Here is a 19,250-nt window from a genome sequence, read left to right on the forward strand (position 1 = left end):
GTCCATTTGATTTCAGTGCAGAAAGTGACGGTTCGTGCCTCCCCGCAGAGCGAGGATTGGCGCGGGGTCTGCTCCAGGGGCGAGCGTAAGTGCTTGTCACGCTTTGAGTTTCTGTTGGTCTCCTAATCGGTCGCTGAGAGCCTGTTTGCGTGGTCGATTTCAGCTGCCAGCACTCGTTTTCGCTGCAGCAATTGACGGCAGGATCTGACCGGCGTAACGTTCCAGCGGGAAGCGGAAGACGCCGCGCAGGTTGATCCCCTCCAAGCGCGTCGGTGCAATGCGCCCAGTCAACTCAGGCGGCACGATCTGTCGCCTGTTGGCCCATCGGTCCAGTACGGCCTGCATCTGAGCCGTGTTCCACGCCATCACGATGTTGGCCAACAGGCTCAAGGCGTCGGCCACTGCCTGCATCTCGTCGGTACGCCGAGCCTGGGCCGATCCAACACGACCGGTGTAGATGGCGCGCTTGAGCGCGTTCACCGCCTCGCCCCGGTTCAGAACCCGGCGCAGTTCCCTGCGGAAGCCGGCATTGACGAAGTAGTCCGCCAGGAAGGCGGTCCTGAGCAGCTTGCCCAACTGCACACCGGCGTCGTAGATCGGGTCCCCGCGCGCCGCAGAACCGAACCTGGCCAGCGCCGTCACCGCACTGGCGTGACCTGTCTGCACCGAGGCCGCCAGATGCACCAGCTGGTCCCAATGAGCTTCGATCAGTGTCGTGTCCACGCTGGCCTCACACACGGCGGCGATCTCCACAGGGATTGTCATTCCTCGCGGCACGAACAGGTGGCGTTGCCGCAGTTCGCGCAGCCGCGGGCATAGATCGAAGCCCAGCAGACGCGATAGCGCCATCGCGAAGTCGGTGTAGCCGTGCGTGTCGACAGCCAACTGCGACACCTCCACCCGCTCCTGTCTCACCACCCCTTCGATGGCGGCACCGGCCTGGCGCTCATTGAGCACAATCGGCTGGGCGTGGAAGATTCCCCAACGATCGCGCACGTGGCTGTAAACGCCGATGGAGGCTGTCTGGCGTCGTGGATCCTGGCGTGCCTGCCATACCCGGCGGCTGGTCTCCAGACTCATCATGTCCGAGGAGGCCAGATCGGCTCGGCCCCACGTTGCCGCTACCGCATGGCGCTGCATGAACTCCAGCACCGCCTGGCAGGCCAGGGCCAGCCGCCGCTCATCGCCCGCCCAGCGCATTGCCTGGCGGATGCTGGGAGCCGATAGCTGCGGGATCATGCGGGCGCACTCTGCGGCCGTCAGGCTGGTGCCGTGCGCCAATATGCCGGCGTAGGTCATCAGCAGTTCCTGGCTCGATCTGGGCTCACGCCCGAGCATGATCCAGCTGAAGCGCACCTGAGCGTCCACGGCCAGGATGACCTCTGGCAGTTGCACCTCGCCGATGCGCTGGTCAAGCCGGCTACGCAGTTTGGTGACTTCGGGATCTTCGTCTTCGGCGGCCAGGGGCGCCAAGTGCAACTCGTCGTCCACGCGCAGCAATCCGACGCGAGTGGCAGCCGCCACCGCGTCGATACCTGTGCGAACGCGTGCAAGCAACGGTGTGAGGAAGTCACTGGCCTTGGCCGGCAGCTGCAGCCGGGCGTAGTGGCGCCGGGCTTCGGTCTTCCAGCGCTCATCCGGGATGAACAGCCGCTCGCGGCCGCGGAAGCTCAAGGAGTGCTCAATCCAGACCGAGCCGTTGCGCAGCGCTCGGCGCAAGGCAAACAGAGTGGCCACCTCCAATGCCCGGAACGCCCGCTCACGGTCGACGTCAGCGATGGCTTGACGCCATGCCGGGCCCAGGCGCGCTGCCGTGACCTCGCCCGGCAGGCTCTTGGTGCCGCCAGCGTACAGGGTGCGCAGCCTGTCCAACGCGTCGATGGCCGGATGCTCGCCCGTGGCTTGCCAGGCCAGCCCGCTCACTGCCACCAGCAGCGAGCGCACCGGGGCAATGGCGTCGATGAGGTGCTGGCGGATGATCGACGCTCGACTGGGCGGGCGCCGGGCACGCTTGACCGCGACCAGACTGACCAAGCGCGAACGCAGTTCGGCATCTGGCACCTTCTCCTGGGCCGCAAGATCGGTCAGTTCCTGGAGCAATTGCTGGTACTGCTGCGCCCAGTCAACCGTTGCCGTCACACCGTCGGCGCACTGCCGCCAGAGGTCGGCCACACGACGCTGGAACATGAGGATGAGCTGATCTGTGGCCGTCAGCAGGCAATAGCGCAGGAAGCAGGCCATCTCGACAGTGCGTGCCGGCTCCTTGATCCGGGCGCTGATCGAGGGCGCACGGGAGGCCATGCGCCGCGCATACCGGCGCACCAATACGTCGTTGAGATGGCCCAAGTGTTGATCGATCCCCAAATCCGTCAGGAAGGCAATACGTTCGAGCACCTCGGTGATCTGGCGCGTCGAGTGCTTGGCCGGTGCGCTCCACAGCCAGCTCTGGCTGTGCTGGCCATCCAGGCGCGCACTGTCCAGCGCCGACGCCCAGCGTTTGAGAAGGCCGGGTGGCACTGCGGCTCGGATCGCCTGGGCAGTGGCGGCCTCGAGTTCGGTCAGTGCAACCGCCACCAGGCTGCGGATGACACGGTCGTGCACGATGAGGAGCCGGTGTTCGTACAACCAATGCCGGGCATGCAGCAGCAGCCGCTCACGATCGGCGCTGTGGGTCACTTCATCGCGCAGAACTCGCACCAACGCTCGACGCTGGTGCTCGGTCATCCAGGCAAAGCCCAGCGCCTCGCAGGCCTGCTGCTGGTGATCGAACAGGGTTCGGCCACGGGCGTACAGCGCACGCAGCGACGCCAGGTCGGGGGTGGTGATGCCCAGCATCTGGCCCAGGTGACGCAGCAAGACGGGCGGGACCGCACGCACACTGTTTAGCGGCCGGCCGCTCATGCGCACGAAACCGATGTGCAGTGCCAGGCCCAGCTTGTGGTTGTCGCCTCGCCGCCTTGAGATCAGCTCCAGCTCGGCTTGACTGAAGCTGAAGAAGGCCTGGAGTTCAAAGTCAGTGAGCTCGCGCGGCAGATCGCGCAGGCCAAGGTATGGGGTCTGCCAGCCTTGCATTTCGGTTGCTCCTCGTCTCTCGAAAGGCAGCCAACGATACGCGGCGAAATACCGAACAGCAATCCCTTTGAAATCAACAAGTTACCTGCCCATGCCCGCGCCGTTGCTGGGGAAGCGAACCGTCACTTTTGACACTGAAATCAAATGGACCCCGACGCCCGCGCTCAGCATGGCCGCCACCATCACGCGCGACAGCACGCTGGTCTACACGCTCATCGTGCTGCCGCTGTTTGTTCTCATGGGCAATCTGGTGGCGGGCGCCGGCATCTCCGGCGACCTGTTCCGCGCGGCGCAAGCGCTGATCGGCCGGCGCCGCGGCGGCGTGGCCATGGCCACGGTCGCGGCCTGCGGCGCGTTCGGCGCCATCTGCGGCTCCAGCGTGGCCACGGCCGCCACCATGGGCAAGGTCGCCATTCCCGAGATGCGCCGCCTGGGCTACGGCGACCGGCTGGCCTCGGCCGCCGTGGCGGCGGGCGGCACGCTGGGCATCCTGATCCCACCCTCGGTGATCATGGTGGTGTATGGCGTGGCCACGCAGACCCACATCGGCAAGCTGTTCGCGGCCGGCATCGTGCCGGGCCTCATCGCCGTCGTCGGCTACCTGCTGGCCGTGCGCTACCTGGTCTGGCGCGACCCCTCGCAGGCACCCGTGACCACCGAGCGCCTGGCGATGGACGTGCGCGGGCTGGTGCGCACGCTGTGGCCCGTGGTGGCGATCTTCGGCATCGTCATGGGCGGCATCTACGGCGGCCTGTTCACCTCGGTCGAGGCCTCGGGCATCGGCGCCACGGCGGCGTTGCTGTTCGCGCTCACGCGGCACAACCTCACGCTGGCGCAGATCCGCGGCATCTTCGTGGACAGCGCAAGCACCTCCGCCATGATGTTCGCCATCATCCTGGGCGCGGCCCTGTTCGGCGAGTTCGTCAACATCACCGGCGTGCACGAGGGCCTGCTGACCATGGTGCAGGGCAGCGGCCTGTCGCCCTTCGGGGTCATCCTGGTGATGATTGCGATCTACCTGGTGCTCGGCTGCGTGCTCGAGAGCCTGTCCATGATCCTGCTGACGGTGCCGATCTTCTTTCCCATCGTCACGGCGCTGGGCTACGACCCGGTGTGGTTCGGCGTCCTGATTGTGGTGGTGGTGGAGATCGGCCTCATCACGCCCCCCATCGGCGTCAACCTGTTCGTGATCCGCTCGGTGACGCCCGACATCGCCATGGGGTCCATCGTGCGCGGCGTGCTGCCCTTCATCACGGCCGACCTGCTGCGCGTGCTGCTGATCGCCTCCGTGCCCGCGCTCAGCCTGTGGCTGCCCAATCTGTTGTTCAAGAGCACCGGCGGATGAACGAACCCAGCCTGGACCTGTCGGCGGACACGCTCGGCCGCCGACTCGCGCCCTTTCTCTCGCGCGCCCTGAACCGCCCGCTGCGCCTGGACGGCTGGCGCCGCTTTCCGGCGGGCTTCTCCTGGATCACCCTGGGCCTGCGCGCCACGCCCGGGGACGGTGGCGAGCCGCTGGACCTGATCCTGCGCATCGGCGACCCGCGCGGCCTGCTCGCGCCCTACCGCGCCGAGCCCGAGTACCGCGCGCTGGAGGCGCTGCAGGGCCTGGCCTCGCTGCCGGTGCCGCGCGTGTTCGCCTTCAGCGACGACCCCTCGGTCATCGGCGCGCCCTTCCTGCTCACCGGCCGCGTGGACGGCGACACGCCCATGCCCTGGAAGGGCGCGGCCGAGGCGCGCGGCGAACGCCACAACGCCAGCCTGGCGCGCGACTTCAGCGACGGCCTGGCCGCGCTGCACGGCGTGGACTGGCGCGCCACCCCGCTCAAGCGCCTGTGGGGCGAGGTCGACCCCGCCACGGTGGCGCGCGAGCAGACCCTGTACTGGTGGCGCCACGCCGGCTTCGGCGACGACGCCACGCACGCGCCGCCGCAGCTGCACCACGCCATGCGCTGGCTGCTGCGCCACGCGCCTGCCGCGCCGCGCGTGGTCATCGTGCACGGCGACTACCGCGTGGGCAACTTCCTGCAGCAGGACGGCCGCATCACCGCCGTGCTGGACTGGGAACTGGTGCACGCGGGCGATCCGCACGAGGACCTGGCCTGGGCCGCGCTGCGCGTGTTCTCGGGCGGCACAGGCCGCGTGGGTGGCCTCATGGACCGCCAGGCCTTCGTCGAGCGCTACGCGCGCCAGGCCGGCTTCACGCCCGACCCGGTGGCCTGGCGCTACTACGAGGTGCTGGGCCTGTACAAGAGCGCGTCCATGTTGCTGAGCGCGGCGCAGCGCGTGCAGAGCGGGCGCGCGCGCGACATCCGCATGGCCTCCATGGGCTTTCAGGTCGCGTCCACGCTGTTGGAACTCAATCGCCTGATCGGCGAAGCCGCCACCGAGTCGCGCGGCGCGGAGGTGATGCCATGACCACCGACCTGGGACGGCTGATCGAGGCCTTGCGCCGCACGCTCAACGACGCGGTGGCGCCCGAGCTGAGCAGCGACTTCGCGCGCGGCCAGTTGGCCGCCGTGCACGACATCCTCGGCAAGATCGCCGGCATGGCCGTGTGGGACCCACAGGCCCTGCAGGCCCAGGCCCAGGCCCTGCGCGAGGGCCATCGGCGCTTCGCCGAATGCGCCGCGCGCGCCGGCCTGGTGCTGCCGGCGGGTGGCGACGCCGCCGGCCTGGACGCCGCGCAGGCGCGCACGCGCGAACTCAGCGATTGGCTCGACGCGAACGGCCCCACGCTGGCGCCGGCGCTGGCCGCCGAACTCGACGCCATCCTGCGCCAGGCCCTGCGCGAGCAATTGCGCGTGGAGCGCCAGCGCATCCCCCTCACCGACTTCAGCGCCATGACGGCCGCTGCACCGAAGGACTGAATCCCATGCTGACCCCCCAGGACGACCTGCCCGGCCACCAGACGCCCGGCACCTTCGCTCAGGCCGGCCACGGCGATCCGCGCTTCACCGAGCGCTGGTGGTACACCGCGCACCCGCTCGACGGCCGCCCGCTGATCCTCGACGTCGGCTTCGGTTACTACCCCAACCGCGGCGTCATGGACGCGTTCGCTGGCGTCACCGTGGGCCGTACGCAGTTCAACTTTCGTGCCTCGCGCCGCCTGGGCGCGAACCCGCTGGACCTGGCGGTCGGCCCGCTGCGCCTGGACATCGTTCAAGGGCAGCGCCTGCACCGTTTGGCACTGCGCGACAACGCCTCGGGCATCGCCTTCGAACTGGACTTCGAGGCCAGCTTTCCGGCGGCGCAGGAAAAGCAGAGCCGGCGCGAGCGCGACGGCGCGGTCGAGGAAGACCTGGCGCGCGTGGCCCAGTTCGGCCGCTGGCGCGGCTGGCTGCAGGTGAACGGCGAGCGCCACGCGGTCGAGCCGGCCGACTGGTGGGGCCAGCGCGACCGCTCCTGGGGCGTTCGTTCGGAGATGCGCACCGACTGGGCCGCGCCGCCCCAGCAGACGCACAAGAAGTTTTTCTGGACCTGGTCCATGTTCCAGACCCCCAGCATGGGTGCGTCGATCTTTCTCAAGGAGCGCGAGCCGGGCCAGCCCTACTACCTCTCGGGCGCGGCGTTCCAACGCCAGCCTGACGGCAGCGTGCGCCACCACGAGGTCGCATCGGTGGCGCACGAGCTGCAATGGGCCGACGACCCGCTGGGCCAGACGATCGCCTCGGGCGAGTTCACGCTGGGTTTCGCCGATGGTGGCTCGCGTCTGATCCGCGTCGAGGCCCTGCCCGCGCGCTACTACCTCAAGGGTGGGCTGTACGGCGGCTGGGGCGGCTGGAACCACGGCGACGACAAGGGCGCCTACGCCGAGGCGCACGACGCCTGGAACCTGGACGATCCGCTCACCCGCGAACGCGCCCGAACCCTGGGCGACCACGTGGTGCGCGTGAGCGTGGACGGCGAGACCGGCATCGGCATCAGCGAGTACGGCGTGGCCGCCGGCTACCCCAGGTACCCGCTGCCGCAGAAGCACCCGGCGCTATAAAGTCGGGAGCAGGAGACACTCATGCAGCTGACACAGGCACTCACACGGGCGGTGCAGACCCGCCACCGCTTCGCCGCCACCCTCTACAAACACCGCCAGCGCAGCTGGGCCCAGGTGGGCGAGCGCGTGCCGCGCCTGGCCGCCGGCCTGCGCGCGCTCGGCCTGCGGCCGGGCGACCGCCTGGCCGTGCTGGCGTTCAACAGCGACAACTACATCGAACTGTTCTTCGCCGCCGCCTGGGCGAACCTGGTGATCGTGCCGCTGAACACGCGCTGGGCCATTCCCGAGAACGTCTACAGCCTGCAGGACGCCGGCTGCGCGGGCCTGGTGGTGGACGACGGCTTCGCGGCGCAGGTGCCCGAACTGCTCAAGGGCCACCCCATGGACCGGGTGGTGCACATGGGCGATGCGCCCACGCCCGCCGGCATGCAGGCCTACGAGGCGCTGATCGCGCGCACGCCGCCCATGGCCGACGAATGCGGCCGCGACGACGAGCTCTGCGGCATCTACTACACGGGCGGCACCACCGGCCACCCCAAGGGCGTGATGCTCTCGCACAAGAACTTCATCGCGGCGTCCATCAACTGGATCGCCACCTTGCACTTCTCGGACCAGACGCGCTACATGCACTCGGCGGGCCTGTTCCACCTGGCCGGCGCGTCCCCGGCCTTCGCGCTCACGCTGGCCGGCGGCACCCACGTGTGCCTGCCCAAGTTCGACGCCGTGCTGGCCTTCGAGGCGATACAGACCCACCGGGTCAACTACGTGCTGTTCGTGCCGACCATGATCAACATGATGTTGAACCACCCGGACTTCGAGCGCTACGACCTCAGCAGCGTGCGCTACTGCGAGTACGGCGCCTCGCCGATTCCCGACGCCGTGCTGGCCGCCGCCATCGCCAAGCTGCCCAGCTGGGAGTTCATCCAGGGTTATGGCATGACCGAGACGGCCGCGCTCACGGTGAGCCTGCCCTGGCGTTTCCACTTTGATGGCGAGCATGGCCCGCACAAGCGCCAGGCCGCCGGCCGCGCGGCCTATGGCGTGGACGTGAAGATCGTCGACCCCGACGGCCGGGAGCTGCCGCGCGGCACGCCGGGCGAGATCGCGGTGCGGGGCGCGCAGGTGATGCTGGGCTACTGGAACAAGCCCGAGGCCACGGCCGCCGCCATCCGCGACGGCTGGATGCACACCGGCGACGGCGCCTGGATGGACGAGGACGGTTTCATCTACATCGTCGACCGGGTCAAGGACATGATCATCAGCGGCGGCGAAAACATCTACTCACGCGAGGTGGAAAACGCGGTGCACGCCCACCCGGCGGTGCGCGAGTGTGCCGTCATCGGCGTGCCCGACGAGAAGTGGGGCGAGGCGGTGATGGCCGTGGTGGCGCTCAAGGATGGTCAGCGCGTGAGCGAGCAGGAGATCATCGACCACTGCCACACGCTCATCGCCAACTACAAGTGCCCGCGCCAGGTGGTATTCCGCGAGGCCCTGCCGCTGTCGGGCGCGGGCAAGATCATGAAGAACGTGCTGCGCGAGCCTTACTGGCAGGGGAAGAAGCGCTCGGTGAACTGAAGGCGTTCGCCGGCGGCGCCTTGAACCCGTGCACGAACAGGTGCGAGATGCGCGCCGCCAGCTCCTTCGGGCCGATGTCGCCCGAGGGCCGGTACCAGCTGAAGGTCCAGATCATCATGCCGAAGAGCAGCAGCGCGTAAGGCTTGCGCACGCGTGCGGTTTCCATCAGGCCGGGGTTGAGTTCCTCCAGCAGGCCGTTGAGCAGCTCGGTCATGCTGCTCTCCAGTGAGCGGATGGTGCGCAGCTCCGCGCGCGGCAGGTACTTCAGGTCGTTCATCAGGATGATGTGCTCGTCGCGCTCGCGCGCCGCGCCCTGCATGAAGCTCTCCACGAACTGCTGGAAGCGCACCTCGGCCGGCAGCGGCTGCGCCACGATGCGCGTCAGGTCCTCGGCCTGGCGCGTGATGTGGTCGTGCACGATGGCGTAGAGCAGCTCTTCCTTGCTCGGGAAGTAGTGGTAGATGTGCGACTTGGAGGTGCCGCAGGCCTTGGCCACGTCTTGCATGGTCGCCTGGTCGAAGCCCTTGCGCGCGATCAGCGCGGCGGCCTTGTCCAGGATGGTGGCCTTCTTGTCCTCATAGTCGTCCGCCCGCGTTCTGGTCATCGCTGCTCCTTGAAAGTGTGTCCAGCCCCATTGCGCTCGGGCCCGAAGCTGTTTATATTTAGACCGACGAGACGGACTATATATTGACCTGGATCAACCACTCATCAGGGTAAGCATGGAGACTTCGCACAAGCATCTGGTGATTGTGGGCGCGGGCCATGCCGGCAGCGAACTCGCGGTGTCGGCGCGCCAGAACGGCTGGCCCGGCCGCATCACGCTGCTGGGCGAGGAATCCGTGCTGCCGTACCAGCGACCGCCCCTGTCCAAGGCCTGGCTGGCCGGCCAGGTGGACGCCGACGGCCTGCTGCTGCGCCCGCGCAGCGCCTACGACACGGCCCGGATCGAGCTGATGACCGGCGCGCGCCTGCAGGCCATCGACCGCGCCAACCGCCGACTCGTGCTGGCCGACGGCAGCGCCCTGGCCTACGACAAGCTGGCGCTGTGCACCGGCGGGCGGCCCCGGCTCTTGTCCTGTGCCGGGCTGGCGCCGGGCCAGCGGCCCCGCAACCTGCACTACCTGCGCCACATGGCCGACGCCGAAGGGATCCGAGCCCAGCTGCGGCCCGGCGCGCGGGTGCTGATCATCGGCGGCGGCTACGTGGGGCTGGAGGTCGCGGCCTCGGCGCGCGGCCTGGGCGCCGAGGTCACGCTGCTGGAGCTGCAGCCGCGCGTGCTCGCGCGCGTCGCGGGCCCCGAGGTCTCGGCCTTCTATGAGCGCGTGCACCGCGCCGCTGGCGTGGACCTGCGCACCGGCACCGAGCTGGCCTCGGTCGAGGTCGAGGACGACAGGGTCCGCGCCGCGGTCTGCCGCGACGGCGCGCGCCTGCCGGTGGACCTGGTGGTGGCCGGCCTGGGCATGCTGCCCAATGTGGAGGCCGCGCGCGCCGCCGGGCTGGCGGACGAGGGCGGCATCGCGGTGGACGAGCTCTCGCGCACGCGCGACCCGGACGTGCTGGCGGCCGGCGACTGCACACTGCAGTTCAGCCGCCTCTACGGCCGCGAGCTGCGCATCGAATCGGTGCCGAACGCGCTGGAGCAGGCGCGCGCAGCCGGGTCCTGGCTGGGCGGCAAGCCCAGACCGAACCGCGCCGTGCCCTGGTTCTGGTCCGACCAGTACGCGCTCAAGCTGCAGATGGCGGGCCTGTCACAGGGCCATGAGCGCTGCGTGCTGCGCGGCGACCCGGCCACGCAGTCGTTCAGCGCCTTCTATGTGGCGGGCGAGCGCCTGCTGGCCGTGGACGCGGTCAACCGGCCCGCCGATTTCATGCTGGCCAAGCGCGCGCTGGCCCAGGCCTGCACGGTGGACGCGGCGCGCCTGGCCGATGAGTCGGTGCCATTGAAAGACCTGCTGCAAACCGCCTCGGCGGTCCCCGCCATCTAGGGTATTCCCCAGGAATTCGACAGGAACCAGGCACCATAATTCGCCTCAATTAAAGACCGACGCGACGGACTAATTATTAAGGAGTGACCTCTTGCCGCGCCGCGATGCGCGGGAGAGGAACGGAGACACCCATGACACCCCCTACCGCCGCCAGCGCATCGCCCGCGCCCGCGCTGGCCATCCACAACATCCAGGTCGTCTACGGCGGCGCCATCGAGGCCGTGCGCGACGTCTCGCTCGAGGTGCGCCCCGGCCAGATCGTGGCCCTGCTGGGCTCCAACGGCGCCGGCAAGTCCACCGTGCTCAAGGCCGTCTCGGGCGTGCTCGACGCCGAGGACGGCGTCATCGAGAAGGGCAGCATCCTGCTCGGCGGGCGCGCGGTCGAGAAGGACCCCGCGCCCGCCATCGTGCGCCAGGGCATGGTGCAGGTGCCGGAAGGCCGGCGCCTGTTCCAGACCCTCACTGTCGAGGAAAACCTGATCACCGGCGCGCACCTGCAGAGCGCCGCCCACCTGGCGCAGACGCGCGACGAGGTCTTCACGCTGTTCCCGCGCCTGGCCGAGATGCGCCAGACCATCGCGGGCTACCTCTCGGGCGGCGAGCAGCAGATGGTGGCCATTGGCCGCGCGCTGATGAGCCGGCCCAAGGTGCTCGCGCTCGACGAGCCCTCGCTGGGCCTGGCGCCGCTGGTGGTGAGCGAGATCTTCCGCTGCATCCAGACCCTGCGCGAGACCACCGGCCTGACCATCCTCCTGGTCGAGCAGAACGCCAGCCGCGCGCTGGCCATCGCCGACTACGCCTACATCATGGAGAACGGCCGCGTGGTGCTCGACGGCACCAGCGAGCAGCTGCGCCGCAACGCCGACGTGCGTGAGTTCTACCTGGGCCTGAGCTCGCAGCCCGGCCGCACCAGCATGAAAGACGTGAAGCACTACAAGCGCCGCAAGAGGTGGCTGTCATGAGCGCCGCGCAGCAGACCCCCGTGCTCGAGGCCACGCGCATCTCCAAGCGCTTCGGCGGCGTGAAGGCCGTCAACGAGGTGAGCCTGAAGGTCATGCCGGGCGAGATCGTGAGCCTGATCGGCCCCAATGGCGCGGGCAAGACCACCACCTTCAACCTGGTGAGCGGCGTGTTGCCGCCCAGCGAGGGCCGTATCGCCTTCCAGGGCCGCGACACCGCGGGCCTGAAGTCGCACCAGTTCGCGCGCCTGGGCATCGGCCGCACCTTCCAGAACCTGGCCCTGTTCCGCCACGGCACGGTGGTGGAGAACCTGCTGGTGGGCCGGCACATCCACTTCCGCTACCCGGTGTGGGAAGCGCTGGCCTTCTGGGGCCGCCCGCGCCGCGAGGAGATCGCCGCGCGCGAAAAGGTGGAACGCATCATCGAATTCCTCGAGATCGAGGAACTGCGCGACAAGCCCGTGAGCCAGCTCGCCTACGGCCAGCAAAAGCGCGTGGAGCTGGGCCGGGCCCTGGCCTGCGAGCCCAGCCTGCTGCTGCTCGACGAGATCGTCGCGGGCATGAACCGCGAAGAAAAAGAAGACATCGCGCGCTTCACGCTCGACATCCGCGACGAATTCGGTATCGCGGTGCTCATGATCGAACACGACATGCAGGTGGTGATGGACCTGTCCGACCGCGTCTATGTGCTGGACTTCGGCTGCCTGATCGCCGAAGGCACGCCGGCCCAGGTGGCCGCCAACCCGGCCGTGCTGGCCGCCTACCTCGGCGAGGAGGGTGCCCATGCTTGACCATCAGACGCTGCTGCGCGGCGAGGGCACGCTGCCCGGCCTGCTGCGCCTGCGCGCGCGGGAGCGCGGCCAGCAGGTGGCCCTGCGCGAGAAGGTGCAGGGCATCTGGCGCGGCCGCACCTGGGCCGACTACTACCGCGACGCCCGCCGCACCGCCCTGGGCCTGATGAAGCTGGGCCTGCAGCGCGGCGACCGCATCGTCATCGCGGCCGAGGACATCCCCGAGTGGTTCTACGCCGACCTGGGAGCCCAGATGCTGGGCGTGCAGGTGGTGGGCATCTACCCCACCAACCCCTGGGCCGAGGTGCAGTACATCGCGGGCCACTGCCAGGCCAAGGTCGCCATCACCGGCGACCAGGAGCAGACCGACAAGGTGCTCGACGCCATGAAGGAAGGCCCCGGCCTGCCGCACCTGCGGCACATCTTCTGCGTCGACATGAAGGGCCTGCGCCGCTACGCGCCGGGCCAGCCGCACAGCTACGAGCACCTGATGGCGCTGGGCGACCAGTTGATCCTGGAGGACCCGCTGGCCGAGCAGCGCCTGGACCAGAGCATCGACTCGCTGGTGCCCGACGACGTGAACATCCTCGTCTACACCTCGGGCACCACCGGGCCGCCCAAGGGGGCCATGCTCACGCACCGCAACTTCATCTTCGCGGCCTACTCCTATGGGGCGGCGCGCCAGATGGTGGACAAGCGCTTCGAGTCGGTGTGCTACCTGCCGCTGTGCCACGTGGCCGAGCGCGGCTACTCCACGGTGCTGCACCTGCTCACCGGCGGCTGCGTGAATTTCGCCGAATCCATCGACACGGTGTCGGCCAACATCCGCGAGATCGCGCCCACCTTTTTCCTGGGCGTGCCCCGCATCTGGGAGAAGCTGCAGCAGCACTTCGAGTTCCGCATGAAGGACAGCGGCCGCCTGCAACGCTGGCTCTACCGCGTGGGCATGCAGCGCGGGCGCGCGCTGTCGGACCGGCGCGCCGTGCACGGCCGGCTGGTGGCCCTGGGCGACCGGCTCGAATTCGGCCTCTGGTACCTGCTGCTGTTTCGCAACATGCAGCGCCACATGGGCCTGAACCGCACGCACACCCGCATGTGCGGTGGCGCTTCGGTCTCGCCCGAAACACTCAAGTTCTTCGACATCATCGGCCTGCCCGTGGGCCAGGGTTATGGCCTCACCGAGGCCGGCGGCCTGGCCTTCGTGCAGGTGCCGGGGCGGCCCTTCGTGCCGGGCAGCTGCGGGCCGGCCATGCCGGGCGTGGAATGGCGCGTGGGCGAAGACGGCGAGGTGTTCGTGCGATCACCGGGCGTGTTCCAGGGCTACCTGTTCGACGACAAGGGCACCCAGGACATCCTGGCGCCGGACGGATGGCTCGCCAGCGGCGACATCGTCGAGGTGCGCGCGACGGACGAGATCGCCGTGGTCGACCGCAAGAAGGCCATCATCATCACCAGCGGCGGCAAGAACATCGCGCCGTCGGAGATCGAGAACGCGCTCAAGGACAGCCCCTTCGTGCGCGAGGCCATCGTGGTGGGCGAGGGCCGCAAGTTCCTCGGCGGGCTGATCCAGATCGACTTCGACAGCGTGGGCCGCTGGGCCGCCGAGCGCGAGCTGCCCTACACAACCTTCAAATCGCTCACGCAGATGGGCGAGGTGCGCGAGCTGATCCAGCAGGTGGTGGACGAGGTGAACTCGAAGTTCGCCCGCGTGGAGAACATCCGCAAGTTCGTGCTCCTGGAAAAGGAGCTGGACCACGACGACGGCGAACTCACGGCGACGCAGAAGGTGCGCCGCGGCCTCATCAACAAGAAGTTCGCGCGCGAGCTCGAACAGATCTATGGAGGCGCGTCATGAGCCCCGCACGGCCGCCCGAAGGGGCTCTCACCGCAGCGCGTCGCGCGGAGGTTTCCGAATGAACTACTTCATCGAACTGGTCGTCTCCGGGCTGGCCATCGGCGCGATCTATGGCCTGGTGGCCATGAGCTTCGCGGTCATCTTCAAGGCCACCGGCATCGTCAACTTCGCCCAAGGCGAGATGGGCATGCTCACCGCCTACACCTCCTGGTCCATCGCCACGGCGCTGGGCACCGACGCGGTGTCCACCATCGTGGTCGCGGTGGCCGTGGGCGCGGCCCTGGGCCTGGTCTGCGAGCGCCTCATCATGCGGCCCATGCTCGGCGAGCCGGTGCTGTCGGTGGTGCTGGTGACCGTGGGCCTGGCGGTGGTGCTGCGCGCCCTGGTGACGCTGATCTGGGGCGCCGCGCCGCACAAGTTCAGCGTGGAGGGCGCCGACACCATCGTGCACATGGGCGACATCGGCCTGCGCGCGAGTCAGCTCACGGTGATCGCGGCGCTGCTGATCGCCATCGGCGGCTTCTGGTTCTTCCTGCGCCACAGCCGCTTCGGCGTGGCCATGCGCGCCGTGGCGGCGGACGAGAAGACCGCGCGGCTCATGGGCGTGTCCACCGCGCGCGTGCAGGCCGTGGCCTGGGCCTCGGCCTCGGGACTGGCGGGCCTGGCCGGTGCCTTCTTCGCGGTCATCTACGGCCTGGCGCCCACCATCTACGAGATCGGCCTCAAGGCCTTCCCGGCCACGGTGCTGGGCGGCTTCGACTCGGTGCTGGGCTCGGCCTTCAGCGGCCTGTTCATCGGCGTGCTGGAGAACCTGGTGGGCGGCTACCTGCCCAGCACGCTCAAGGAGATCGCCGGGTTCCTGCTGATCCTGGTGGTGCTCATGGTGCGGCCCTTCGGGCTGTTCGGCGAAAAACGGATCGAGAGGGTCTGATGCGCAGCGGTTTCTTCAAGCAAGGCTATGGCGAGCTGGTCGTCCTGACGGACTCGCCAGCGGTCAAGGGGTGGACGGTGGCGTTGCTCGCGGCGCTCGCGCTCGCGCCCTTCGTGCTCGGCAACTTCATGCTGTCGCACCTGACCGTCATCCTGTTCACCACCGTGGGCGCGCTGGGGCTGATGGTGTTGACCGGCTTCACCGGCCTGATCTCGCTCGGCCACGTGGGTTTCCTCATGCTGGGGGGCTACGCCTACGCCATCGCGGTCACGCGCTGGGGCCTGCCGGCGGAGGTGGCGCTGCTGCTGTCGGCGGCGCTGCCGGCGCTGTTCGGGCTCATCGTGGGCCTGCCGTCGCTGCGGCTGCACGGCCTGTACCTGGCCATCACCACGCTGGCCTTCGCGCACATCGTGACCGCGGGCATCCTGGCCGGCGGCGAGCTCACCGGTGGCGGCAGCGGCATCATGGTCGAGCGGCCCGTGGTGCTGGGCATGGACCTGTCCAGCGACCGGGCCTTCTACTGGTTCTGCCTGGGCGTGTGCGCGCTGGCCGTTCTGGCGGTGCTCAACCTGCGCCGCTCCTATGCGGGCCGCGCCCTGGTGGCCGTGCGCGACAACGACATCGCGGCGCGCACCATGGGCATCAGCCTGGTGCAGTACAAGCTGCTGGCCTTTCTCATCAGCGCGGCGCTCACCGGCCTGGCGGGTGGCCTCATGGCCATCTACATGAGCTTCGTGTCGGTCGAGGGCTACCCCTTCCTGCTGAGCATCGAGGCCCTGGCCATCGTCATCGTGGGCGGCATCGGCTCGGTGCTGGGCGCGGTGCTGGGCACGGTGTTCATCGTGACGCTGCCCGAGGTCTTCTCCAGCCTGATGTCTTTCATCGGCGGGCGGCTCGCCGACACCATGACCACCAGCGCGCACGAGATCAAGACCGTGCTCTACGGCGTCGCGATCATCGCCTTCCTGCGCTTCGACCCGCGCGGCCTGCGCGGCATCTGGCACGACCTGCGCCACACCTGGGTGCACTGGCCACTGCGATATTGACATGCACCCCCGCCGCGCTCCGCGCGCCCCCCTTCCAGGGGGCGACGCCTGCGGCCTGGCAAAGCCAGTTCCGCGGTGTCTCTCGCTTGGGCGGCTGGCGCTCCACCAATCTTTCGCTTTCCCAACGGCTACGGCCATCACATCCCAGGAGACAACATGAACCGCAGACTCACCGCCCTTGCCATCGGCCTGCTGGCCGCGGGCGCCACCTTCAGCGCCGCCGCGCAGCAGCAAGGCGTGACCGATACCGAGATCGTGCTCGGCGACATCCTGCCGCTGAGTGGTCCGCCCGCGCTGCTGGGCGTGGCCCACAACCTGGGCGTGAAGGTCGCCGTGGCCGAGGCCAACGCCGCCGGTGGCATCAACGGCCGCAAGCTGCGCCTCATCACCGAGGACGACGGCTACGTGCCCTCGCGCACCATCCAGGGCGTGCGAAAGCTCGTCAACAGCGACAAGATCTTCGCCTTCACCTCGATCTCGGGCACGGCGCAGTCGCAGGCGGCCATGTCCATCATCAAGCAATCGGGTCTGCCGGCCATGGCGCCGATCACCACCTACGAGGGTCTGTACAAGCCCACCATCAAGAACGTGTTCGCCGTGGGCTACGACATGCGCGAGGCGGTGTATGGCCTGGTCTCGATGATGGCGGATCGGTACCCGAACAAGAAGTGGGCCGTGATCTCGCAGGACGACGAGTACGGCGAGAACGTGCGCGAGGGCTTCGAGCGCGCGGCCAAGGAAAAGAAGCTGCAGGTGGTCTCCAGCCAGATCTTCAAGAAGGGCCAGTCGGACTTCTCGTCCGAGATCCTGAAGGTCAAGCAGTCGGGGGCCGAGGCGCTGATGGCCGGCGGCGTGCTGGGCGAGAACATCACCATGACCAAGGAGCTGGAGCGCATCGGCCACAAGATCCCCGTGGGCGTGACCTATGTGTCGCGCGTGCCCGCCAGCGCCAAGATGATGGGCAGCGCCGGCGAGAACGTGTACACGGTGGACTACGTGTACCTGGAGAGCTCGCCCGAGGCCAAGGGCTTCATGGACAAGATGGAGAAGTACCTGACGGCCGAGGAGCGCGGCCGCGCGAACCGCTACAGCTTCACCGGCTACGCGGCGACCCGCGCCCTGTTCACGGCCATGGAGCGCTGCGGCAAGGCCCTGACGGCGGACTGCACCAACGCGGAGCTGGCCAAGCTGAAGAACCTGGAGACGGGGGCGATGACGCCGATCGGCTTCACCGCCGAGAACCACCTGGCCGCGCCCAAGCTGTTCCTGCTGAAGGCGGATCCGGCGGCGTCGACCTACAAGCTGGCGCAGTGAGCGGCCGGGGGGCGGGGAGGGCTCAGCCCTTCTCGGCCAGGAAGCCCTTGAGGAACAGCCGCGACAGCCGGTCGCACAGTTCCTGGGGCTTCACCTCGCCCGAGGGCTTGTACCAGAAGTCGGTCCAGTTCAGCATGCCCAGCAGCATCATGGTGTAGGGCTTGTAGACCGGCTCCGGCAACTCGGGGTTGAGGTCGTGCAGCAGCCGGGTCACCTGCTCGGTCAGCTGGCGCTGCAGGTTGATCAGCGGGGTCTGCTTGGCCTTGGGCAGGAACTTCACGTCGTTCATGGCCACCATGTGGCGTCGGCGCGACTGCGCGGACTTCTGCGTGTAGGCCTCCACCACCATCTGCAGCCGCTCGCGCGCGCTGGCCTTGCTCACCAGGGCCTCCTCGATCGCGCCGATCAGGCGCTGCAGGTGCTCCTGCAGCATGGCGAACAGCAGGTCGTCCTTGGTGGGGAAGTAGTGGTACAGCATCGACTTGGTCGCGCCGCAGGCCTTGGCCACGTCCTGCATCTTGGCGGCCGGGTAGCCTTCCTTCGCGAAGATGGCCGCCGCCGAATCCATGATGGCCTGGGCCTTGGTTTCGTAGTCGTCCGAACGGATGCGCGGCATGGGTCCTCCTGGCGAAAAAGAGCGGCGCGAGTGTAGCAAGGCGCCTTGCGGGCCCCGTCGCCTGCCCATAAAATAAACCGACACGCCGGACTATGAATTAGAAGAACCCGGTTTTCCTTGACCCGCATCAACGCCGCATCACATGACCGAATTCGAATTCCTCGAACCCGACTTCCTCGATGAGGACCTGCGCATGGTGCGTGACCAGGTGCGCCGCTTCTCCAAGGAACGCATCGTGCCCTTCGCCGACGCCTGGGAGGCCTCGGGCGAGATTCCGCGCTCCCTCTTCCGCGAGCTGGGCGAGCTGGGCTTCCTGGGCATGCGCCACCCGGTGGAATACGGCGGCGGCGGCCTGGGGCCGCTGGCCTCGGTGGTGCTGGGCGAGGAGCTGGCGCGCTCGGGCTATGGCGGCGTGGCCTCGGCGCTCACGGTGCACAGCGACATGTCGATCAGCCACATCGCGCACCGCGGCTCGCACGAGCAGAAGCAGAAGTACCTGCCCGACGCCTGCGCGGGCCGCAAGGTCGGCGCGGTCTGCGTGACCGAACCCGGCGCCGGCTCCGACGTGGCCGGCCTGCGCACGCGCGGCGAGCGCACCGCCGATGGCGGCTGGCTCATCAACGGCTCCAAGACCTTCATCACCAACGGCGTGCATGGCGACATCTACATCGTGGCCGCGCGCACCGACCCCGAGGCCAAGGGCAGCCGCGGCATCTCGTTGTTCATCGTGGAGAAGGACAACCCGGGCCTCAAGATCACGCGCCAGTTCGACAAGCACGGCTGGCGCTCGTCCGACACGGCCGAGCTGTTCTTCGACGACCTGAGGCTGCCCGCCGATGCGCTGCTGGGTGAGGAGGGCAAGGGCTTCTACTACATCATGGGCACCTTCCAGAACGAGCGCCTGGTGGTGGGCGCGCTGGTCTCGGGCACCTGCGCGCGCGCCATCGAGCTCACGGTGGATTACGTGCGCCAGCGCCAGGCCTTCGGCAAGTCGCTGTGGGACCAGCAGGTGGTGCGCAACAAGCTGGCCTGGATGGCTTCCAAGGCGGCGGCCGTGCGCGCGCTCACCTACCAGTGCGCGCTCATGATCGAGCAGGGCAAGGACACGGTGCGCG

16 protein-coding genes are annotated in these 19,250 nt (G+C 68.6%); 13 read left to right on the forward strand and 3 right to left on the reverse strand.

Annotation, left to right across the window (positions count from 1 at the left end):
• Window positions 1–159: 159 nt before the first annotated feature.
• Window positions 160–3,072, reverse strand: coding sequence for a Tn3 family transposase (locus BGO22_RS07570; protein WP_070401344.1), 2,913 nt, complete (start codon window positions 3,070–3,072; stop codon window positions 160–162).
• Window positions 3,073–3,163: 91 nt separating this feature from the next.
• Here BGO22_RS07570 and BGO22_RS07575 point away from each other — a divergent pair, with 91 nt between their 5' ends.
• The 5 genes from BGO22_RS07575 to BGO22_RS07595 are packed head-to-tail and all read left to right on the forward strand — an operon-like array spanning window position 3,164 to window position 8,638.
• Complete coding sequence (locus tag BGO22_RS07575) at window positions 3,164–4,417, forward strand: TRAP transporter large permease (RefSeq protein WP_286849848.1); 1,254 nt, start codon at window positions 3,164–3,166, stop codon at window positions 4,415–4,417.
• Window positions 4,414–5,490 carry a phosphotransferase family protein gene (locus tag BGO22_RS07580; RefSeq protein ID WP_286849851.1) on the forward strand — a complete coding sequence of 359 codons (1,077 nt, stop codon included), beginning with the start codon at window positions 4,414–4,416 and terminating at the stop codon, window positions 5,488–5,490. Before BGO22_RS07575 ends, BGO22_RS07580 begins: the two co-directional genes overlap by 4 nt.
• Window positions 5,487–5,942: a hypothetical protein gene (locus BGO22_RS07585; RefSeq protein ID WP_286849853.1), complete on the forward strand. Its 456-nt coding sequence runs from the start codon at window positions 5,487–5,489 to the stop codon at window positions 5,940–5,942. Before BGO22_RS07580 ends, BGO22_RS07585 begins: the two co-directional genes overlap by 4 nt.
• A gap of 5 nt (window positions 5,943–5,947) precedes the next feature.
• Window positions 5,948–7,063, forward strand: a complete 1,116-nt coding sequence (locus BGO22_RS07590) for an Rv3169 family protein (protein WP_286849855.1) — start codon at window positions 5,948–5,950, stop codon at window positions 7,061–7,063.
• 21 nt (window positions 7,064–7,084) lie between these two features.
• Window positions 7,085–8,638, forward strand: a complete 1,554-nt coding sequence (locus tag BGO22_RS07595) for an acyl-CoA synthetase (RefSeq protein ID WP_286849857.1) — start codon at window positions 7,085–7,087, stop codon at window positions 8,636–8,638.
• On the opposite strand, the gene BGO22_RS07600 is transcribed toward BGO22_RS07595, so the two are convergent.
• Window positions 8,580–9,242 carry a TetR/AcrR family transcriptional regulator gene (locus BGO22_RS07600; RefSeq protein ID WP_070399260.1) on the reverse strand — a complete coding sequence of 221 codons (663 nt, stop codon included), beginning with the start codon at window positions 9,240–9,242 and terminating at the stop codon, window positions 8,580–8,582. The genes BGO22_RS07595 and BGO22_RS07600 overlap by 59 nt on opposite strands.
• 115 nt (window positions 9,243–9,357) lie before the next feature.
• On the opposite strand from BGO22_RS07600, the gene BGO22_RS07605 reads away from it, so the two are divergent.
• The 7 genes from BGO22_RS07605 to BGO22_RS07635 all read left to right on the forward strand — a co-directional run bounded on the left by BGO22_RS07605 (window position 9,358) and on the right by BGO22_RS07635 (window position 17,519).
• On the forward strand, window positions 9,358–10,623 hold the full coding sequence (locus BGO22_RS07605) for an NAD(P)/FAD-dependent oxidoreductase (RefSeq protein WP_286849859.1): 1,266 nt from the start codon (window positions 9,358–9,360) through the stop codon (window positions 10,621–10,623).
• 131 nt (window positions 10,624–10,754) lie between these two features.
• On the forward strand, window positions 10,755–11,585 hold the full coding sequence (locus BGO22_RS07610) for an ABC transporter ATP-binding protein (protein ID WP_070399262.1): 831 nt from the start codon (window positions 10,755–10,757) through the stop codon (window positions 11,583–11,585).
• Window positions 11,582–12,373, forward strand: coding sequence for an ABC transporter ATP-binding protein (locus BGO22_RS07615; protein ID WP_286849861.1), 792 nt, complete (start codon window positions 11,582–11,584; stop codon window positions 12,371–12,373). The genes BGO22_RS07610 and BGO22_RS07615 overlap by 4 nt, the downstream gene beginning before the upstream one ends.
• A complete protein-coding gene (locus tag BGO22_RS07620) occupies window positions 12,366–14,228 on the forward strand; it encodes an AMP-dependent synthetase/ligase (RefSeq protein ID WP_286849862.1) in 1,863 nt (620 codons plus the stop codon). The genes BGO22_RS07615 and BGO22_RS07620 overlap by 8 nt, the downstream gene beginning before the upstream one ends.
• Before the next feature lie 58 nt (window positions 14,229–14,286).
• Window positions 14,287–15,159, forward strand: coding sequence for a branched-chain amino acid ABC transporter permease (locus BGO22_RS07625; protein WP_286849864.1), 873 nt, complete (start codon window positions 14,287–14,289; stop codon window positions 15,157–15,159).
• Window positions 15,159–16,205 carry a branched-chain amino acid ABC transporter permease gene (locus BGO22_RS07630; RefSeq protein ID WP_070399266.1) on the forward strand — a complete coding sequence of 349 codons (1,047 nt, stop codon included), beginning with the start codon at window positions 15,159–15,161 and terminating at the stop codon, window positions 16,203–16,205. Before BGO22_RS07625 ends, BGO22_RS07630 begins: the two co-directional genes overlap by 1 nt.
• Window positions 16,206–16,361: 156 nt before the next feature.
• Window positions 16,362–17,519: an ABC transporter substrate-binding protein gene (locus BGO22_RS07635; RefSeq protein WP_070399267.1), complete on the forward strand. Its 1,158-nt coding sequence runs from the start codon at window positions 16,362–16,364 to the stop codon at window positions 17,517–17,519.
• A 22-nt stretch (window positions 17,520–17,541) separates the two neighbouring features.
• Here BGO22_RS07635 and BGO22_RS07640 read toward each other — a convergent pair whose 3' ends face one another.
• The gene (locus BGO22_RS07640) at window positions 17,542–18,135 is read right to left on the reverse strand and encodes a TetR/AcrR family transcriptional regulator (protein ID WP_070399268.1); all 594 of its coding nucleotides are present in this window, start codon (window positions 18,133–18,135) and stop codon (window positions 17,542–17,544) included.
• 142 nt (window positions 18,136–18,277) lie between these two features.
• On the opposite strand from BGO22_RS07640, the gene BGO22_RS07645 reads away from it, so the two are divergent.
• On the forward strand, window positions 18,278–19,250 hold a 973-nt coding region (locus BGO22_RS07645; RefSeq protein ID WP_286849866.1), incomplete at its 3' end, for an acyl-CoA dehydrogenase family protein.

Source organism: Hydrogenophaga sp. 70-12, from assembly GCF_001897365.1.
GTDB lineage: Bacteria > Pseudomonadota > Gammaproteobacteria > Burkholderiales > Burkholderiaceae_C > Hydrogenophaga > Hydrogenophaga borbori.

Coding starts and splice junctions, on each gene's coding strand:
- BGO22_RS07570 (WP_070401344.1), bottom strand. CDS start 3,072: ATGCAAGGCTGGCAGACCCCATACCTTGGCCTGCGCGATCTGCCGCGC.
- BGO22_RS07575 (WP_286849848.1), top strand. CDS start 3,164: ATGCCCGCGCCGTTGCTGGGGAAGCGAACCGTCACTTTTGACACTGAA.
- BGO22_RS07580 (WP_286849851.1), top strand. CDS start 4,414: ATGAACGAACCCAGCCTGGACCTGTCGGCGGACACGCTCGGCCGCCGA.
- BGO22_RS07585 (WP_286849853.1), top strand. CDS start 5,487: ATGACCACCGACCTGGGACGGCTGATCGAGGCCTTGCGCCGCACGCTC.
- BGO22_RS07590 (WP_286849855.1), top strand. CDS start 5,948: ATGCTGACCCCCCAGGACGACCTGCCCGGCCACCAGACGCCCGGCACC.
- BGO22_RS07595 (WP_286849857.1), top strand. CDS start 7,085: ATGCAGCTGACACAGGCACTCACACGGGCGGTGCAGACCCGCCACCGC.
- BGO22_RS07600 (WP_070399260.1), bottom strand. CDS start 9,242: ATGACCAGAACGCGGGCGGACGACTATGAGGACAAGAAGGCCACCATC.
- BGO22_RS07605 (WP_286849859.1), top strand. CDS start 9,358: ATGGAGACTTCGCACAAGCATCTGGTGATTGTGGGCGCGGGCCATGCC.
- BGO22_RS07610 (WP_070399262.1), top strand. CDS start 10,755: ATGACACCCCCTACCGCCGCCAGCGCATCGCCCGCGCCCGCGCTGGCC.
- BGO22_RS07615 (WP_286849861.1), top strand. CDS start 11,582: ATGAGCGCCGCGCAGCAGACCCCCGTGCTCGAGGCCACGCGCATCTCC.
- BGO22_RS07620 (WP_286849862.1), top strand. CDS start 12,366: ATGCTTGACCATCAGACGCTGCTGCGCGGCGAGGGCACGCTGCCCGGC.
- BGO22_RS07625 (WP_286849864.1), top strand. CDS start 14,287: ATGAACTACTTCATCGAACTGGTCGTCTCCGGGCTGGCCATCGGCGCG.
- BGO22_RS07630 (WP_070399266.1), top strand. CDS start 15,159: ATGCGCAGCGGTTTCTTCAAGCAAGGCTATGGCGAGCTGGTCGTCCTG.
- BGO22_RS07635 (WP_070399267.1), top strand. CDS start 16,362: ATGAACCGCAGACTCACCGCCCTTGCCATCGGCCTGCTGGCCGCGGGC.
- BGO22_RS07640 (WP_070399268.1), bottom strand. CDS start 18,135: ATGCCGCGCATCCGTTCGGACGACTACGAAACCAAGGCCCAGGCCATC.